Source organism: Chlorogloeopsis sp. ULAP02, assembly GCF_038404745.2.
Lineage (GTDB): Bacteria > Cyanobacteriota > Cyanobacteriia > Cyanobacteriales > Nostocaceae > Chlorogloeopsis.
Genome location: NZ_JAYKTT020000082.1, coordinates 38,416 through 55,814, shown reverse-complemented (window position 1 = coordinate 55,814; position 17,399 = coordinate 38,416). Strand labels below are relative to the sequence as shown.

The following is a 17,399-nucleotide window of genomic DNA, read 5'->3' as shown; positions in this document are numbered from 1 at the left end:
AATAGTGATTTTCTTTACTGTTAACAATATATTGTTACATCTTCACCATGACAATCTGCTAAATAAGTTAAAGCTCGAAAACGAAGTTCAACTAACTGTTCGTAGAAAGGATTGAGTTTACATAGAGGAGGAATATAGAGAATAGTACGTTTACAAAGTTTTATTTCTCGTTCAAATGGGCAACTAGCAGGAATAATTTGGCAGAGTAAGCGTGCAAATTTGTAGTCTTCTATTTTTAGAGATTTAAGCTGTTGGCGAACTGGGTGCAAGAATAAATTGACAAAAGTGTTTGCAATGAATGTATTAGTTGACATCATATTGTTAGTGAAGGAGTTTGCTGAGGAATCATTAAGACTTTTTCAAGTAATAGATTATCTGATACAGAAATATCTGCTATTAAAGTATTTTTTGTGTCTTCATTGAGAAGAATTTTTCCCTCAGCAGTGAAACTGAAGTCTTGACCAAGAATAAATCCTTGCTGAATGAGCTTACCAATAGCAAATCTAATAACGTTGTCTAGTAAATCCGTATAGGGTTGACAATCAGAAAAGTTATCTAATATCCAATGACAAGTATCAGTATCTGTAGCAGATAATTCAAATATGGCTGCTGTTAAAAGTGAGTCTGTATATTGATAATCTAGGCTCAGATGTAGATGCTCTATCCAATATTCCACTAGTTGTTTATCTTGAAACTTTAAGATGTATATAGCTCTTTCGAGGTGAAAGTGAAATAGTTCTAAGTTGTTCATAAATTTTAGATATAAAATATGTGGATGTAATCTAACCAACTTATCAAGTTTCCTAATGATTGGTGTTGACTCTCCACTCTTAGGTAAAGCATGATTGAGTTGTTGGTCTTTTGGATGCTTTTAACTTTAAAACTGAAAAATGCAGAAATTGTGGAGATGAAAGAAATTTAGAAAAAATTTTTCAACTCTCCCAGTTGAGAGCGGCTGCAATTTGAGCAGGCAATTTCATGGCTTTGAAAGGCTTGGTAATAATTGCTCGCACTCCCAGTTCGGCAAATCGCCGCTGCTCGGCAGCTTGCGTCTTCGCTGTCAGTAGAATTACGGGAATTTTATTGGTGACAGGATGTGCTTGTAATGCTTTAAAAGTGGCGATTCCGTCCATGTCAGGCATCATTACATCTAAAAGAATCACATCTGGCTGTTCGGCAACAGCCTTTGTTACTCCTTCACTGCCTGAGGCAGCAGTCGAAACCTGCCAAGCCCCTACTGCTTTTAAGGAGAGTTCAGCTACTGCCCGAATATCATATTCATCATCAATAATGAGAATGTGTTTCGTGGTCATAATAAACTCTACTTTGACACTAGTAAAATACGGTGGAAATAACCAAGTAGTAAAATAAACTAAAAAGCCTACTATATAAACTTTCCAGCCTTCTGCCTCCTGCCTTTCTTAATCTTTGCCGCGAATCATTCGGTTGAGTAAATTAATCACTCGTTGCTCAAATTCCTGCGGGGTGATGCGTCCTTTTGTGAGAAATAGGGTTTGTCCTAACCTTAATCGTTCGCGATCGCTTTCATCTAGATCGCGGGCTGTGTAAACAACCAACGGCACTTGGCAGAGGCGGTTATGCTGCCGCAGCCAATCTACTACAGTAAAACCGTCACATTCTGGTAATCCTAAATCCAGTACTAATAAGTCAGGGATGATATTTTGGCTGACTTGTATCGCTTCTCGCCCGGTTTGGGCATAAAAAGTGGTAATGTTGTGGCTATTAAACATAGCAATGAGTACCTGTGCCAAATCTTGATCGTCTTCTATAATCAGCACTTTGAGAGTTTGATTTTGTCGAGAAGTAGCTTTTTCTAAAGCTTGGCACAACAACTTGATTTTTGGAGGTTTGACAATCCAGTCACTCACCCCTTCCGGAAGACCTTTACTCGCATCGGGTAATAAACCACTGAGAATAATTACAGGGATGTTTTGGGTATGTGGCTGTTGTTTAAGAATTGCCAAGGTTTCCCAACCGTCCATACCAGGCATCATTAAGTTAAGAATAATAGCATCGGGATTGTTCGCTGTTGCTTCTTCTACCGCCTCTTGTCCCGATCCAACTGCCAAAACTCGATAGCCTTGTTGTTCTAGCATGGTTTGCACAACAACGCGAACTGAAGGATCATCGTCACACTCTAGCACGAGAGGAGGCTGTGCTGACAAAGTTTGAGAAGACGGGGTGAGGCGGTGAGCATGGAACGCGGAGAATTTATGAAACACATTCCCCCTGTCTCCTTGTCCTCTTGTTTCCATGTCCTCTTGTGTGAGGATTGGCAGGGTAAAAAAGAAAGTACTACCTTCTCCTAAGGTACTTTCAGCCCAGATTTGCCCGCCATGATGTTGCAATATACTGCGACAAATAGCTAAACCCAAACCGGTTCCCCCTTTTTGGCGAGAGTCCGAGGCATCAACTTGTCCAAAACGCTCAAAAACTGTTTCCAATTTCTCTGCCGGAATCCCCCGCCCTTGGTCTGTGACTTTAAATAATATAGAGGGAGATGAGGAGAAAATATTTTCCCTGTCCCCTGTTCCCTGTCCCCTTGTCCCCGCGTCCTCTTCCGCGCTTAACCAAATTGTAGAACCTGGTGGTGAAAATTTAATTGCGTTACTGAGTAAGTTGGTAAGTACTTGGATAATGCGATCGGGATCAGCCCACAGGTGAGATGAAAAGGAGGAAACTGATATTGTCACTCCTGCCTGTGCTGCCATTTCTTCCATCAATTCAACTGACTGCCTGATTAAGTCAGCAGAATCACAGCTTTGCTTTGTCATCTGTATCTTTCCTGACTCGATGCGTTCGATATCCAGGATGTCGTTAATTAGACGTACTAGCCGATCAGTGTTACTGGCAGCAATATTTAACATCCTTTGAGCATCTTCGGGCTGTGTTTGTAAGATGCCACTGGCTAGTAGATCCAAGGCTCCAGAGATGGAAGTTAAGGGTGTGCGCAATTCGTGGTTAACTACCGAAACAAATTCATCTTTAAGGCGCTCGACTTCGCGGCGATCGCTAATATCCTTCATGAAGCAATAATGCCCAATGAATTGCTGTTGTTCGTAAGATTTGACCATCACTACTTGTTTATCAAAAACTGAGCCGTCTTTGCGCACAGCTCTTGCTTCTACTTCTGACTTACCGTTGGTGAGCATTTGTTGGTAGGCTGCACTCAATTTTTCTCGATCCTCTGGGTATACAATCAACTGCCATTCCATACCAATCATTTCCTCGCTTTGGTATCCAAGCATACTGGCATATGCCGGGTTTACCTTGAGATAACGTCCCTGTCTATCTAACTGCGAAATACCTTCTACTGCACTTTCCAACGCCTTACTGAGGTGGCGAAGTTCTTCTTCGGCTCGCTTGCGATCGCTAATATCAATTGCGACACCACCAAGAAATAATTGCCCAGCGCTATCCCAAACTGGAAACTTAAAAACTAACCAATTGTGGAGAGTGCCATCGGGTGTTGGCACTGTTTCCTCTAACTCAGTTGTTTGTCTTGTAGACAAAACAACTTGATCGTGCTGACTAAGTTCCTGTGCTACCTCAATAGGAAATCTGTCAAAGTCAGTTTTTCCTCGTATATCTGCTAGTTTGACTTGGAATATATCTTCAAATCTTTGATTGACATAAACATAACGCCCTTGGACATCCTTCATAAAGCCAACGGTAGGACTATTATTCATAAAGACATGAAAACGCTGTTCACTTTCGTGCAGTGCCTGTTGTGCTTGCTTGCGATCGCTAATGTCACTACCAATGCCGAGAAACCCCGTAATATTGTTATGAGCGTCACGCAAAGCTGTGATTGAGAGCAGTACTGGGAAACGCGAACCATCCTTGCGGATATAAGTCCATTCGCGCTCGTCTACCTGCCCCAGGATCGCGTGGGCAACAAAAACCTCAAACCCTTCTTCAATAGTGAATCCTAGTTCTTGCGATAACTGTTGCGCCCTCTGTACAATTTCGTTTCGATCATGGATGATCACTGGCGTTGTTTTCCCAACTACTTCTGTTGCCGTATATCCTAACAATCGCTCTGCGGCGCGATTAAAGGTGAGGATTGTACCATCTACTGTTGTCGAAATAATTGTGTAGTTAGCACTATCCAAAATAGCTCGCTGTAGCATCGTTGTTTGTTGCAGAGTTTCCTCTGCACGCTTGCGATCGCTAATGTCTAACGTGACGCCAATCATCCGGGTAGGGCTACCATCAGCATCACAAATAGCGCTTCCCCGTGCTAATATCCAATGAACGCTATGATCAGGCCAGATGTTGCGGTACTCCGCTTCATAATCAATATTTTGTTCCAGTGCTCGACTGACAGATTCGCGCACGTAAGCCCGATCTTCGGGATGGATGCGTTCAAATAGCATTCTGTAGGAAAACTCTACTTCGCTTGACAAACCAAAGTTTGCCTTACACTGATAAGATGCTGATAATTCTCCTGTTTTTAGATCGAGTTGCCAAGCACCAAGTTTAGCTGCCTGTAATGCTAACTTTAGTTGTTGTTCGCTTTCTTGTAGCGCTTCATTAGCTTTTACTAGCTCTTTTGTTCGTTCTTGAACTCGGATTTCTAATTCATCATGGGCTTTGCGTAATGCTGCTTCCGCTTTTTGACGTTCTGCGATCTGCTGTTGCAGTTTTTGGTTAGCTGCTTCTAATTCGGCTGTACTAGGTATTTCCAGTGCTTTAGGTACTAATTCCACTAATATAATGGCTGTATACAGTGAAACTAATGCTGTAATGGCTTTAATCGAGCCGGATAGCCAGTAAATCGGATGCCAAAGTGTCCAAACCTCCATGAGATGAGTTGTACCGCAAGCGACGATAAACGCTCCAAACAACAAAAAAATCCTTTTGAAAGGAACATCTTGTCGCTTCTGGATGAAATAGAACAATGTGAAGGGAATCGAATAATATGCTAGGGCAATTAAGGAATCTGATAACAAATGCAACCATACCAACCCTGGATTCCACAGATAGCAATGTCCGTGGGGAATAAAGGGGCTGGAAGTAAAAAATGCGTGTAATAGTTCTGACATAGGGAATAGGGGATAGGGGACAGAGGAAAAGGACACGGGGAGGTGGGAACGCGGGGAATCAAGAGGACGCGGCGACACGGAGACAAGGAGAAGGATTTTCTCTCCCACTCTCCCACTCTCCCTCTCTCCCCCTCCTCTTCTGTCACCTCTAACCTGTAAGCTAATACTTTTAATTACTCAGTACTTTATTTCTTCCCGTTATTTTTGCCTGCTCAAGAACTGTGTCAGCAGCCTGGTAAAGGGCTTGAAGATTGTTACCAGCTTGAGGATACTCGACAACTGCTGCACTGAAAGTGGCATGAAATTTTTGGTCATTGGCAGTTGTAAACTCGATTTGACGAAAACTTTTGAGAACTTCTAAAAGCCTCCGCGCCCCATCACCTTTGTTCATTCCCGCCATCCCCACTACAAATTCCGTACCTCCCCAACGCCCGACGACATCCTGAGTGTGGAATGCCTGTCGCAACACTTGTCCTAATCGGGATAATACGCGATCGCCGATCGCATGGCCGTACTGGTGGTTAATTTGTTTGAGATTGTCCAAATCCACAATGGCGAAGCAAAAGGATTGATGGTGGCGTTCGCTCCATGCTAGCTGACGTTCTATGTCTTGGGTGGACTTGCGACGATTGGAGACAAATGTCAGGGTATCGATTTCTGCTAGATGCCGTTGAGCAAGCGATCGCTCTAAGCGATTGAGAATTCGAGCAATCAATTCTGGTTCAACAATCGGCTTGCTAATGTAGTCGTCAGCACCTGCCGCAAATATCTGCTGTTTAGTTGTAGTATCGCTATGAGCAGTGAGGAACAAGATAGGCAGTCCGCTCCACTGAGGCTCGTTACGTACAACTTGGCATAACTCTATACCACTTACTCCAGGCATTTCTACATCTAAAATCAGCAGTTCCGGTTCAGCAACTGCTATTGCCTCTAAGAATCGCAAGGGATTGTCTAGGCTGTAAACTTTTAGTCCCCAAGGTACCAGTAAACTCTGGACAGCAGTTAAAATCTGCGGATCGTCGTCTACAACCATTACCTTTGCTTCAGTTGGAAGGAAATATTGTAATATTTGATTTACTGTTTCCAGTACTGTGGCTGGAGAAACAGGCTTCTGTAAAACCGCTCTTCCACCTAAGCGAGCAACTTTTACCCTGTCTAATAAACTATCCTGCTCTGTTAAAATTATTACTGGTACTGCTGGGGTACGGTTACTTAGTTCTGCTAACAAAGCCAAAGCACTTTCTGCATTGTCGTCAGCGGGAAGCTCAAGCAAGACAACCTCAGGGCAATCTTCAGCTATCAACTCCTTAGCAGCGATCGCATTTGGGACAATTTGCGTTCGCGTAGCGTGTGTAAAGTTTACTCGTGTATCCCAATTCTTTGTCTCCCTTACCAACATTTCAGCAAATTCCCTATCCTGCTCGACAATCAACAGCAACGGGCGTTCATTCGCTAGTTGATTGACGGATAACAGTCCCGGCTTATACCTAAAGTTCAATAGTTGCAATTCTTGGCGTAATGCCACAACTAATTGCACTAAATGCTGTTTTTTTGCTGCTTTGAGCTGATTGCCTTTTTCTAACAGGGATTCTATTTCTTGAGCTAGACGAGATCCTTCATCAGATTCAAACATACCTAGAGAACCAACTAACTTATGAGCCTCTAGCTTTGCTTGTGACTGCATTTCTTCACTTAGTTTTCCCTGTAACAGCATAGTCGAAGCTTGCCCAATCCCAACCACTCGCTCTTCAAGTTTGTGTACTACCTCCTCCCAAATTTTAGAAATTCCAGTTGAAACTAGATTTTGATTGGGGGAAGTAGACGTGGGGAGCACCAGACGCGGTGACGCTTCCTCAGACGCAAAGAGAGAAAAATTCCCCGTGTCGCCCTTCGGGTACCCTTCGGGTTCTCCGTTGGGCGTAGCCCTTCTCGTAGAGTAGGAGTACGCAGTCGCTACAACGGGGGAGATCCCAACAACGCGCTGCTCACCGTATCGCCATGTCCCCTTGTCCTCTCTCCCCCTCTCCCCGTCTTCCCGTGTCCTCTTGTCCTCTTTCTCAACAGGCTTGAGGCGATATCCAATGCCATAAACTGTCTCAACTGGATCTTCTACGATTCCCACTGCTTTAAGTTTCTGTCGTAAACTTTTTATGTGGGATCTAACCGTATCTTCTGTAGGTGGTTCTTCAAATGACCACAAATGATCTATTAAAGCGCTACAGCTAAAAATCCGGTGATTGTTACGTAGAAAAAGTTCGAGTAAACCGTACTCCTTGGGAGTCAAATGCAGAAGCTTGCTATTACAGGTAACTTCGCAAGTACTAGGATCGAGTTGCAGGTTTTTCCAATTCAACACGGGCGGTAATGCTGAACCACTCCGACGTAATAAAGCCCGGATACGAGCTAATAACTCTTGAAAATCAAAAGGTTTGGCAACATAATCATCTGCACCAGCATCTAAACCTATCACCTTCGTTTTGCTGGTATCTTGAGCTGTTAATAAAAGAATAGGTGTTTGATTACCGCTTGCTCTTAATCGCCGACAGAGACTAATCCCATCTAGCTTAGGCAGCAATACATCTAGCAAAATCAAGTCATAAGTAAATAAATCGGCAAAATCCCAACCTTCCTGCCCATCCTTGGCAATATCGACAGCATAACGCTGATTTGTCAGGGATTTGGCAAGTGATTGGGCTATAACTTCATCATCTTCAATTAATAGAATTCTCATAGCGGCTCATAACCGCAAAATCTGTATTAATTCAATGAAAATGACTAAATCTTTTTGTAAAGATATACTTTTAGCCTAGCTTGAATTGGACAGTAGTTTAACTTGCCTTTGTAAATATCAACATCTTACACTATCTATTTCTAATGATGATATGGATGAACTTTTCCCTATCATTTTTATGAGGATAGACTAGGAAAGAAGTTTGTGCGTCTTCCTCACAGTAGACACTCTCCAGTCACTAGCCTTCAGTCTTCAGACTCTCACTAAGTTTTTTTGATCAAAAATTTAAAGATAATTACAAATGAATTACTTAATTAATTTACATGTATCTTTAATCACATTTTGTTAACAGTATTAATCTGACCTTTCTCCTAATAATTGCGAAAATAGATTACTAATTAGCTTAAAATTATTTAATTTTTTTAATCAGTTAATAAAATCTGACATAATAACTCTAGATGAAAATCAAAATTGTAAAAATTCACCTTCGGGTGAGTTCACTAAGTGAATGGATAATACTTTTAATTGACACTTACCAGCCTGTTTATCTCAATTGACTTATCTCAATTGACCTCAATACAAAATCAGGTTGGAGGTGTTTTTCTTTTTCTATTTAACTACAAACTATTTTGATGATTTTAAAACTAGATGATAGTAATTTTTATTAAAGTGTATATCTAATATCGCCATGATAATGATTATCGCATTCACAAAATACTTTTACAAATACAAATGAAGCTGAGAATTTAAAAATTTCACTTAACTGGTTTTAAATTTTTTGATGCAAGTTTTTTGAATCGAGGCAGTCGAGTATGGATTTAGTAACCCAAAACGGGCAGCCAACAAGCATCATTGGTTTGGCGGGGCATTCAGGGTTAGATGGTACGGCAGTGACAGTAGCATTTGAGGCAGGAGTAAATTACTTCTTCTTTTACAATCTAGAGTTTGAGAGGTTGTTAGAGGGACTAAAATCTCTTGTAGCGAGCAAACGTGAACAAGTTTTAGTTGCAACAGGATATCAAGAACGAGATATTAGCGGGTTGCGTAGTTATTTTGACTCTGTGCGTCGTTGTCTCAATGTTGATGAGGTGGATGTGTTTTTCGCTGAGTACGTCTGTCCTGATGATGATATGGCTCAAGTTGAGGCAATGCTTGATGAATTATACTCTTGGCAAGAAAAAGGACTAGTGCGTTACGTGGGAGTTAGTACCCATAACCGCTCTCTTGCTTTGGAATTAATTAATCTAGGTAAGTTTCAGGTGTTGATGCATCGCTACAACATGGCTCATCGCAAAGTAGAAGCGGATGTTTTGCCATCTGCCTACAGAGCTGGTATTCCTGTGGTTGCCTTCACCTGTACGCGTTGGAGAACTCTTTTACAAGGACATCCCCACTGGCAACAACAACCTCCTACTGCGGCGGATTGCTATCGCTACGCCCTACATCAAAAAGCTGTAAATTTAGCACTTACAGCTCCACAAAATTTACAACAATTAGAGGCAAACCTGTCTGTACTCAATGCTCCTCCACTTACCTCTGAAGAAATTGTCCGTTGGCAAGCATACGGCAACTTGATTTATGGAACTGGACAAGATGCATTTGAGACTCAATGGATGTAAGTAGAAGGCAGCCCCGATGAACTTCGTACTGCCTACTGCCTTTTTTCTTACGAGTTTACAAATTAAGTAGTCAACAACTCAACGGGTAAACGCTTGAAAGCAAGGCGCTCATTTTCGACATCGACAAAGATTGTGTCGCCGTCGTTGAATTCGCCACGTAAGATAGCTTTAGCAATCGGAGTTTCTAATTCCCTTTGAATCGCCCGCTTCAAGGGACGCGCACCGAATACAGGGTCGTATCCGACTTCGGCTAAAAAGTCAAGAGCAGTATCCGAGAGTTTGAGAGACATTTTGCGATCGCCCAATCTTTGCTGTAATCTGTTGACTTGCAGTTGGACAATTTTGCGCAATTCCTGTTTCTGCAAACCGTGGAAGATGATAATTTCATCCACGCGGTTGAGGAACTCTGGGCGGAAACTATTTCGCATCGCCTCCATCACCCGATGGCGCATTTCATCGTAGCGGGAGTCATCTCCTGCCAGATCGAGGATGAACTGCGAACCGATGTTGCTAGTCATGATAATAATCGTATTCTTAAAGTCTACGGTATGACCTTGAGCATCGGTAACGCGTCCGTCATCGAGAATTTGCAACAAGATGTTGAAGACATCGGGGTGTGCTTTTTCGATTTCGTCAAAGAGAACTACCGCATAGGGACGACGGCGAATAGCTTCGGTTAATTGTCCGCCTTCTTCGTAACCTACGTATCCTGGAGGCGCACCAATCAGCCTAGAAACTGCGTGTTTCTCCATATACTCGGACATGTCAATTCGTACCATCGCCTCTTCGGTGTCAAATAGATAGGCAGCCAAGGCTTTTCCTAACTCAGTTTTACCAACACCTGTGGGGCCAAGGAAAATAAAGCTAGCGATGGGACGATTCGGATCTGCTAAACCAGCACGAGAACGCTGAATGGCATCGGCAACTGCTGTGACTGCCTCATCTTGCCCAATCACGCGTTGGTGCAGTTCATCTTCCAAGTGCAACAGTTTTTCTTTCTCAGATTCGACTAGCTTACTGATGGGAATACCTGTCCATTTAGAAATGACTTCCGCAATGTCAGATTCGGTAACTTCTTCGCGCAACAGCGATTTCCCACTGCGTTGAGTTTGTGTTAATTCACTTTCTGCTGCTTCTAATTTACGGTGCAAATCGGTTAACTTGCCGTACTTCAACTCAGCCGCACGGTTGAGATCGTAGTTGCGTTCAGCTTGCTGAATCTCTAAATTAACACGGTCAATTTCTTCTTTTACAGACTGAATTTTGGTGATTATGTCTTTTTCAGACTGCCATTGGGCATTTAACGCCCTTTGTTCTTCTTTTAAATCTGCAAGTTCTTTTTCCAGTTTTTCCAATCGTTCCCTAGAGGCAGCATTGCTTTCTTTTTGCAACGACAGCCTCTCCATTTCTAATTGCAGAATCTTGCGATCAATTTCGTCGAGTTCCTCTGGTTTAGAGGTAATCTCCATTTTCAGTCTGGCTGCGGCTTCGTCTACCAAATCAATGGCTTTGTCGGGCAAGAAGCGATCGCTAATATACCGACTCGATAATGTTGCGGCTGCAACCAAAGCACTATCAGAAATTTTCACCCCGTGGTGAAGTTCGTAGCGCTCTTTCAACCCGCGCAGAATGGAAATAGTATCTTCTACAGTAGGTTGATCGACATAAACTTGTTGGAAGCGTCGCTCTAAAGCTGCGTCTTTTTCAATATACTTACGATATTCATCTAACGTTGTCGCACCAATACAGCGCAATTCACCCCGCGCCAACATTGGTTTGAGCAAGTTGCTGGCATCCATTGCCCCTTGGGTAGCGCCCGCACCAACAACTGTGTGAATTTCATCAATAAACAAAATTATATTGCCACCAGATTCGGTGACTTCTTTAAGGACTGCTTTGAGACGTTCTTCAAATTCACCCCGGAATTTTGCTCCGGCAATCAAAGCACCCATATCTAAAGCAATCAGTTTGCGATCCTTGAGAGACTGAGGTACGTCACCAGCAACGATCCGCTGGGCTAAACCTTCAACGATCGCTGTCTTACCTACACCCGGTTCCCCAATCAATACGGGGTTATTCTTGGTACGGCGAGAGAGAATTTGAATAGTACGGCGAATTTCATCATCGCGCCCGATCACCGGATCAAGTTTACCTTGACGTGCTGCTTCGGTGAGATCACGCCCATATTTTTCCAGTGCTTGATATTTGCCTTCTGGATTTTGATCGGTCACTTTTTGGCTCCCCCGAACTTGTTTAATAATATCTTTTAGTTTTCTTTCGTCTAATCCGAATTCTTGAAATATACTTTTGCCAATGCGATCATCTTTAGCGTAAGCAAGTAATAAATGTTCTATTGAGATATACTCGTCACCAAATTCTTTGCGATAGGTATCAGCTCGATCTAAAAGTGTATCTAAACTCCGTCCTAAGTATACGGAACTGCTGCTACCAGATACTTTTGGTTGACGTTGGATAAATTGATCGGTGCGATCGCGCAGCTTTTGAACGTTGACACCTGCTTTGCTCAAAATCGGGCTAGCTAGTCCTTCTTGATCTAGCAACGCCTTCATCAGGTGTTCGCTTTCGATTTGTTGTTGTTGATATTGTTTAGCAATATCAGGAGTATGCGCGATCGCTTCCCAAGCTTTTTCTGTAAATTGGTTTGGATTGGTTGGTTGCATAGGCTTTTAGAGGAACGAACAACAAAACGCGCACAAAATTAGTTTTGTTCTTATAAAGTCATTGTAAAAAGAAGCGAGCATCTAGCTGGATCGGTCTTCACGTCTTTCTAAAGTAGTATTACCGTCCGAGAGGAGGACAAGGGGGCACGGGGACACGGAGACACGGGGACAAGCGGACACGGGGACAAGGAGACATGGTGATGAGACGCGGTGACACGGAAAGTTCTCATTCCCAGGCTTCACCTCCTAATTCTCATTCCCAGGCTCGGCCTGGGAATGCTATTAAAGAGGCTCCGCCTCCTAATATTTACATCTTTCTTTACACTATGGGTCGTTCTCGCTACCAATTTCTAGAAAGCCAACCACATTTTCTCACCTGCACAGTAGTTAACTGGATTGCCATATTTAGCAAACCTGACTTAGTTGAGATTGTTCTTAACTCATTAGAATTTCTACAAAGCCAAAAGCGTTTAGCCTTGCATAGTTATGTGATGATGGAAAACCATCTTCACTTAATTGCATCTGCTGAAAACTTATCTAAAGAAATAGCAGCGTTCAAATCATTTACAGCCAGATCCATAATTGATTATTTAAAGGAAAATCGAGCAGAGTTTTTGCTAAGACAATTAAAGTTTTATAAGCAGTCACATAAAATTTCGCAAGAATACCAGCTTTGGCAGGAAGGATCTCACCCACAAGCAATATTAAACCAACAGATGTTTAAGCAAAAATTGGAATATATTCACAATAATCCAGTCCGACGTGGTTATGTTGACGATCCTGCTCATTGGCGGTATTCCAGTTATCGCAATTACGTGGGCATAGAGGGAATTTTAGCTGTTGATTTAATTGATGTATAGTTGCATTCTTCTTACTAATGAAGAGCCAGAGGCTCTAATATTTTGTTACCAGGTTGAACCTGGTAACGAGTGTATTTTTCTCGTTTTCTGTCTCTTTTCTCGTTTTCTCGTTCCCTGCCTCTGGCAGGGAATGAAAGCATTAAGAGGCTCTGCCTCCCGAAACTTTAACAGAAGCTGATTTCTCGTTCCCTGCCTTGTTTTCTCGTTTTCTCGTTTTCTCGTTCCCTGTCTTGTTTTTTTCTCGTTCCCTGTCTTGTTTTCTCGTTTTCTCGTTCCCTGTCTCTGGCAGGGAATGAAGCATTAGGAGGCTCTGCCGGCTCTGCCTCCTGAAGCTTTAACAGAAGCTGACTGTATCGGCAATTATGGCTCTCAAGGTGAGTTTGGCGGCAATTTCTGATAAAAAGCTTGATCAGCTAGAATTTTATCGTGATTTAGTGACGTATCTTGAGAGCCACTTCCCTTTGGCGCAGGAGTAAGGCGTAAACTTTGTGTTTTTGGGGGTAAATAGCCACATTCAGACAAATATTCTTTAAGGGCAGCTTCTACAATGGCAGTAGCAGGTAAGGGAACTTCTTGATCGCGGATCTAAGCATTAAGAGCGTTGGCGATCGCATCTGGCAGTGTGATGTTGAGAGATTTCATTAGCTTGTGCTATTGTCAACAATTAATTTAAGAGTAACGCGATCACCCTTTCTCAAATACTTCAGATGTACCTGGATAGCAAGTCTATTCTTTTATGTGGTGGCGATAAAAGCACTCAAGCACAAGATATTGATACAGCTAAGGAATATTGGCAAGACTATAAAAGTTTTGTATATGCTTGTGTGACAATAGCTTGATCGCATCACTCCCAATACTGCTTGGTGAATTGGGAAGGGTAGCGATCACTATCGTGTTGTCTGCAAATACTACACCTTTTGGCTAGAAAGGAATTATATCGCTTATTTCTGGAGATTTTAAAATTAGTTTCTCCCATGCTTCTCTTGCAGCCTCTCTTACATCAGCATCACTGTCTTGCAAAGCTTCAATTAGTGGTTCTGCTGCCCTGGAATCTCCGATTTGTCCTAATGCCCATGCAGACTCTCTACGAATACCTGCATCATTGTTTTTCAAAGATTGAATTAATGCATCTACAGCATTCAACATAAAAAGTAAAAATGCCACTGTTCGTTTAATGTTTTCATCACTATCCCTTAAATCGTTGAGAAGCTTTCTTCTCTCATTATCTTCTGTTTCAATTAGTCCTTTTTGAAATAAGGGAAGAAATGTAAAACCATCAAAAATCCAGGCATATTCACCAATATCATCAGGCCTAGATCCATTTCTCCATTTGTATAGTTCACGAACTTCTGTTGGTAATTTAATTGACCAACCTTGAGTTATCTGGTTGATCTCAGCATCCGAAAGACCGGGTTGTAATAGTGATACTTGTGATGGAAAATGTTTTTGTTTCCATTTTAGTATTCGGTTTAGCGCTTCAGTTAGTAATGACATCGCAGTAATCCATAATTGCCATCCAACTAGTCGTAAAGCCATCGTCCTAATTGGATGAGTTCGGATGGGCGATCGCTTTTTTGCTGATAGTAATTTTACTCACATAAATCACATAAATTCAATGAATTGATTCAGTAAATTCCACTATTTTATCTTCCAGTGTAATCACTTAATTCTGAATTTTTTGGCTCTGTTATCAAACGCAAGGCTTTTTGTTCCTCTACTCTCCATTTCCCACTGCAAGCTACGATCATTCTTACAGCGGTTTTCTGCAAGGTGGGCATTGCCCGTCAAAGCCATGTAGTAAAAATTTTAGATATTGGTGAGCAATGTCCACCCTACGATTTGTGAGCTAACTACTAACAAAACAAAATGACTAAAAAACAAAAATTTCCTTACTTAGTTGGTTCTAAATGGACAGCCCAAAAAAAAGTCGATGGGTGGCGACACTTCCAAGTTGTCAACCGTAAAAATCAGGGTAAGTGGGTATATGCCGAAATGGTAGCTTCTTGTGATCCTAATGTTCGCTTTTGGATTAACGCTAAATTATTGCAAGACAATTCCCAATGGCATCCTGGCTGGCAATCATTGCTAGAAATCGAGGCACTAGAAGGAGATGTTTCGCGATCGCCTTGCTCGTCCTCAAGCTAATTTTGCAAAAAATCAGTCAGTCTTGTTAAATGTAATAATTTTTTATATCTTCAGGAGCTAGAGGCTAGGGACTAGGGGCTAGCGTCCAGGGAAAGAAATTTTCCATCAATGTGTTTAGGCTGTTGCCCGTGGGGGAATAGCTTGAAAAGGCTACAAGGGGCTAGTGCGCCTTTTCCCTGCAAGAACCCCGACTTTTTAGAAAAGTCGGGGTTCTGTTTTTTGTGACTTTTACTATAAATTTTTTGATGATAAGCATATATTTCATCAGGCTTTTAGTTTTTTGTATTTTGTAATTAATTTATATTATATAGTTATATAAAATATTTAATTTAGCTTTTTTAAAGCTCTAAAACTCTTTAGACTTAGATTAAATTCAAAGAAAAACAAATTTTTAAATAAATCATTGAATAACAGTCTTATAGACTTTAAACACCCCTTTCTTTTCAGTTTTATTTGGACAATAATGGCACTCGAAGACCTCACACATCGTCATCTAAGGCGGTGCTGCAAGTGTTTGAGCCAAGAGTTTGATATAAAAAACGATAAGAGGCAAAAACAGTGAAATTAGCAGTTTACGGAAAAGGCGGTATCGGTAAATCTACAACAAGCTGTAATATATCTGTGGCTCTAGCCAAGCGCGGCAAGAAAGTGCTGCAAATTGGTTGCGATCCAAAACACGACAGCACCTTCACCCTAACTGGCTTTTTGATTCCGACTATTATCGATACCCTTCAGGAAAAGGATTACCATTACGAAGATATCTGGCCAGAGGATGTTATTTACAAGGGTTATGGTGGAGTAGATTGTGTAGAAGCTGGTGGGCCTCCAGCTGGTGCAGGATGCGGTGGTTACGTAGTCGGCGAGACGGTAAAATTACTTAAAGAGCTTAATGCCTTTGATGAGTATGATGTAATTTTATTTGACGTTTTGGGTGATGTGGTTTGCGGTGGTTTTGCAGCTCCTCTCAACTATGCTGACTACTGCATGATTGTGACTGACAACGGTTTTGATGCTTTATTCGCTGCTAATCGTATTGCAGCTTCTGTACGCGAAAAAGCACGGACTCACCCCTTACGTTTGGCTGGCTTAATTGGCAATCGTACTTCTAAGCGCGATTTGATTGACAAATATGTGGAATCAGTACCGATGCCAGTATTGGAAGTCTTGCCTTTGATTGAAGACATTCGTGTTTCTCGTGTCAAAGGTAAAACTTTATTTGAAATGGCAGAGCATGAACCATCTTTAAGCTACGTTTGCGATTATTACTTAAATATTGCCGATCAACTACTGGCAATGCCAGAGGGTGTCGTTCCGAAAGATGCCCAGGATCGGGAATTGTTCTCTTTGTTATCTGATTTTTACTTAAATCCGAATAAACCACAGGTTCCTAATCCGGAAGAGGAATTAGACTTGATGATTGTATGAGTCATTTTTTTCTCAGGATGAGGGACAACATGGCCTTTTTTTACAGCTTTACAGAGTCATTAAAACAGAAGTGGTTGCATTTTTTTCAGGTCAATCGTGATTGGATCAAACTTCATATGGAGGTTGAATCAGTTTATACACCGGATGGCGGGAAGCGACCACCTTCTTACCTCATCTTGGGAGTAGCTAACGCTCTAGAACCAAAGCTAGCGCAATTAATGCTACCCTTTTCCAGACTGAATCCTGATGCTGATACTCTCATTGAGGTGCTGGGTTTAAATTTCGATCCAGACTATGCTCTCGGTAACTGCCTGATACCCAAATCACAAAGTTCGGAAGATGGGGATGAGTCAGCAGTATGTTTGGAAGAAAAACTCCATGATGAAACACTGACAATTCCTCAGATCAATGGTTTTGGGAACGGTGTGATCGCTCAAGAGATGGGAATGACTGATAACCATGAACAAAACCAAATGGTTAGTGATGCCACTACTGTGCGAGATCAACTCAGAGCAGTGGCAGTTGCAACCTTAAATGGATTAGAAGAAAATTCCTCATCCCCAGATCAGCAATTTAAAAATGAGTCCCAAGAGCTAATACAAAGCGATGAGGAAGATGAATTTGGTGATATTTCCTTTGATGAATTAAATGAAATAGGCAACCAAATTTCCGCTACCGTTGCACCAGAAAAGGATGATTTTACCGAAGTGTTGTCAGATGTTTGGGGTGACGAAACAGCACAACTTCAGGGTGAAAGCAATACTGATATTTTTGTAGGGGAAGAACTGACAAATAACGCTTTTGATGACTCGGAAATTGCTCGTCTCTTCCCCAAAGCGTGAGTTGGCTAATAGCTAATAGCTATTAGC

13 protein-coding genes are annotated in these 17,399 nt (G+C 41.9%); 6 read left to right on the top strand and 7 right to left on the bottom strand.

The features are described 5' to 3' along the window. Positions 1–20 precede the first annotated feature (20 nt). From U2718_RS30485 to U2718_RS30465, 5 genes are all read right to left on the bottom strand, one after another. Positions 21–314 carry a Mo-dependent nitrogenase C-terminal domain-containing protein gene (locus U2718_RS30485; protein ID WP_341993851.1) on the bottom strand — a complete coding sequence of 98 codons (294 nt, stop codon included), beginning with the start codon at positions 312–314 and terminating at the stop codon, positions 21–23. Next, positions 314–751 carry a hypothetical protein gene (locus U2718_RS30480; protein WP_341993809.1) on the bottom strand — a complete coding sequence of 146 codons (438 nt, stop codon included), beginning with the start codon at positions 749–751 and terminating at the stop codon, positions 314–316. Before U2718_RS30480 ends, U2718_RS30485 begins: the two co-directional genes overlap by 1 nt. A gap of 181 nt (positions 752–932) precedes the next feature. After that, the gene (locus U2718_RS30475) at positions 933–1,313 is read right to left on the bottom strand and encodes a response regulator (RefSeq protein ID WP_341993811.1); all 381 of its coding nucleotides are present in this window, start codon (positions 1,311–1,313) and stop codon (positions 933–935) included. A gap of 108 nt (positions 1,314–1,421) precedes the next feature. Then, positions 1,422–4,829 carry a PAS domain S-box protein gene (locus tag U2718_RS30470; RefSeq protein ID WP_341993852.1) on the bottom strand — a complete coding sequence of 1,136 codons (3,408 nt, stop codon included), beginning with the start codon at positions 4,827–4,829 and terminating at the stop codon, positions 1,422–1,424. A gap of 409 nt (positions 4,830–5,238) precedes the next feature. Beyond that, entirely contained in the window at positions 5,239–7,800 is a 2,562-nt protein-coding gene (locus tag U2718_RS30465; RefSeq protein ID WP_341993812.1) for a response regulator, read from the bottom strand. A gap of 812 nt (positions 7,801–8,612) precedes the next feature. Between U2718_RS30465 and U2718_RS30460 the strand changes: the two genes are divergently transcribed. Beyond that, a complete protein-coding gene (locus U2718_RS30460; RefSeq protein ID WP_341993813.1) occupies positions 8,613–9,419 on the top strand; it encodes an aldo/keto reductase in 807 nt (268 codons plus the stop codon). A gap of 62 nt (positions 9,420–9,481) precedes the next feature. On the opposite strand, the gene clpB is transcribed toward U2718_RS30460, so the two are convergent. After that, entirely contained in the window at positions 9,482–12,100 is a 2,619-nt protein-coding gene (clpB, locus tag U2718_RS30455; protein WP_341993814.1) for an ATP-dependent chaperone ClpB, read from the bottom strand. Positions 12,101–12,294: 194 nt separating this feature from the next. Between clpB and U2718_RS30450 the strand changes: the two genes are divergently transcribed. Both U2718_RS30450 and U2718_RS30445 read left to right on the top strand, forming a co-directional pair. Next, entirely contained in the window at positions 12,295–12,960 is a 666-nt protein-coding gene (locus U2718_RS30450) for an REP-associated tyrosine transposase (protein WP_341993815.1), read from the top strand. A gap of 707 nt (positions 12,961–13,667) precedes the next feature. Beyond that, a complete protein-coding gene (locus U2718_RS30445) occupies positions 13,668–13,799 on the top strand; it encodes a hypothetical protein (RefSeq protein ID WP_276750211.1) in 132 nt (43 codons plus the stop codon). Positions 13,800–13,881: 82 nt separating this feature from the next. On the opposite strand, the gene U2718_RS30440 is transcribed toward U2718_RS30445, so the two are convergent. Beyond that, a complete protein-coding gene (locus U2718_RS30440) occupies positions 13,882–14,496 on the bottom strand; it encodes a HEAT repeat domain-containing protein (RefSeq protein ID WP_341993816.1) in 615 nt (204 codons plus the stop codon). A 330-nt stretch (positions 14,497–14,826) separates the two neighbouring features. Between U2718_RS30440 and U2718_RS30435 the strand changes: the two genes are divergently transcribed. The 3 genes from U2718_RS30435 to U2718_RS30425 all read left to right on the top strand — a co-directional run bounded on the left by U2718_RS30435 (position 14,827) and on the right by U2718_RS30425 (position 17,372). Then, complete coding sequence (locus U2718_RS30435; RefSeq protein WP_341993817.1) at positions 14,827–15,105, top strand: TIGR02450 family Trp-rich protein; 279 nt, start codon at positions 14,827–14,829, stop codon at positions 15,103–15,105. A 558-nt stretch (positions 15,106–15,663) separates the two neighbouring features. Continuing rightward, the gene (gene bchL / locus U2718_RS30430; protein WP_341993818.1) at positions 15,664–16,530 is read left to right on the top strand and encodes a ferredoxin:protochlorophyllide reductase (ATP-dependent) iron-sulfur ATP-binding protein; all 867 of its coding nucleotides are present in this window, start codon (positions 15,664–15,666) and stop codon (positions 16,528–16,530) included. Positions 16,531–16,559: 29 nt separating this feature from the next. Next, a complete protein-coding gene (locus U2718_RS30425; protein WP_341993819.1) occupies positions 16,560–17,372 on the top strand; it encodes a DUF5331 domain-containing protein in 813 nt (270 codons plus the stop codon). Positions 17,373–17,399 lie beyond the last annotated feature (27 nt).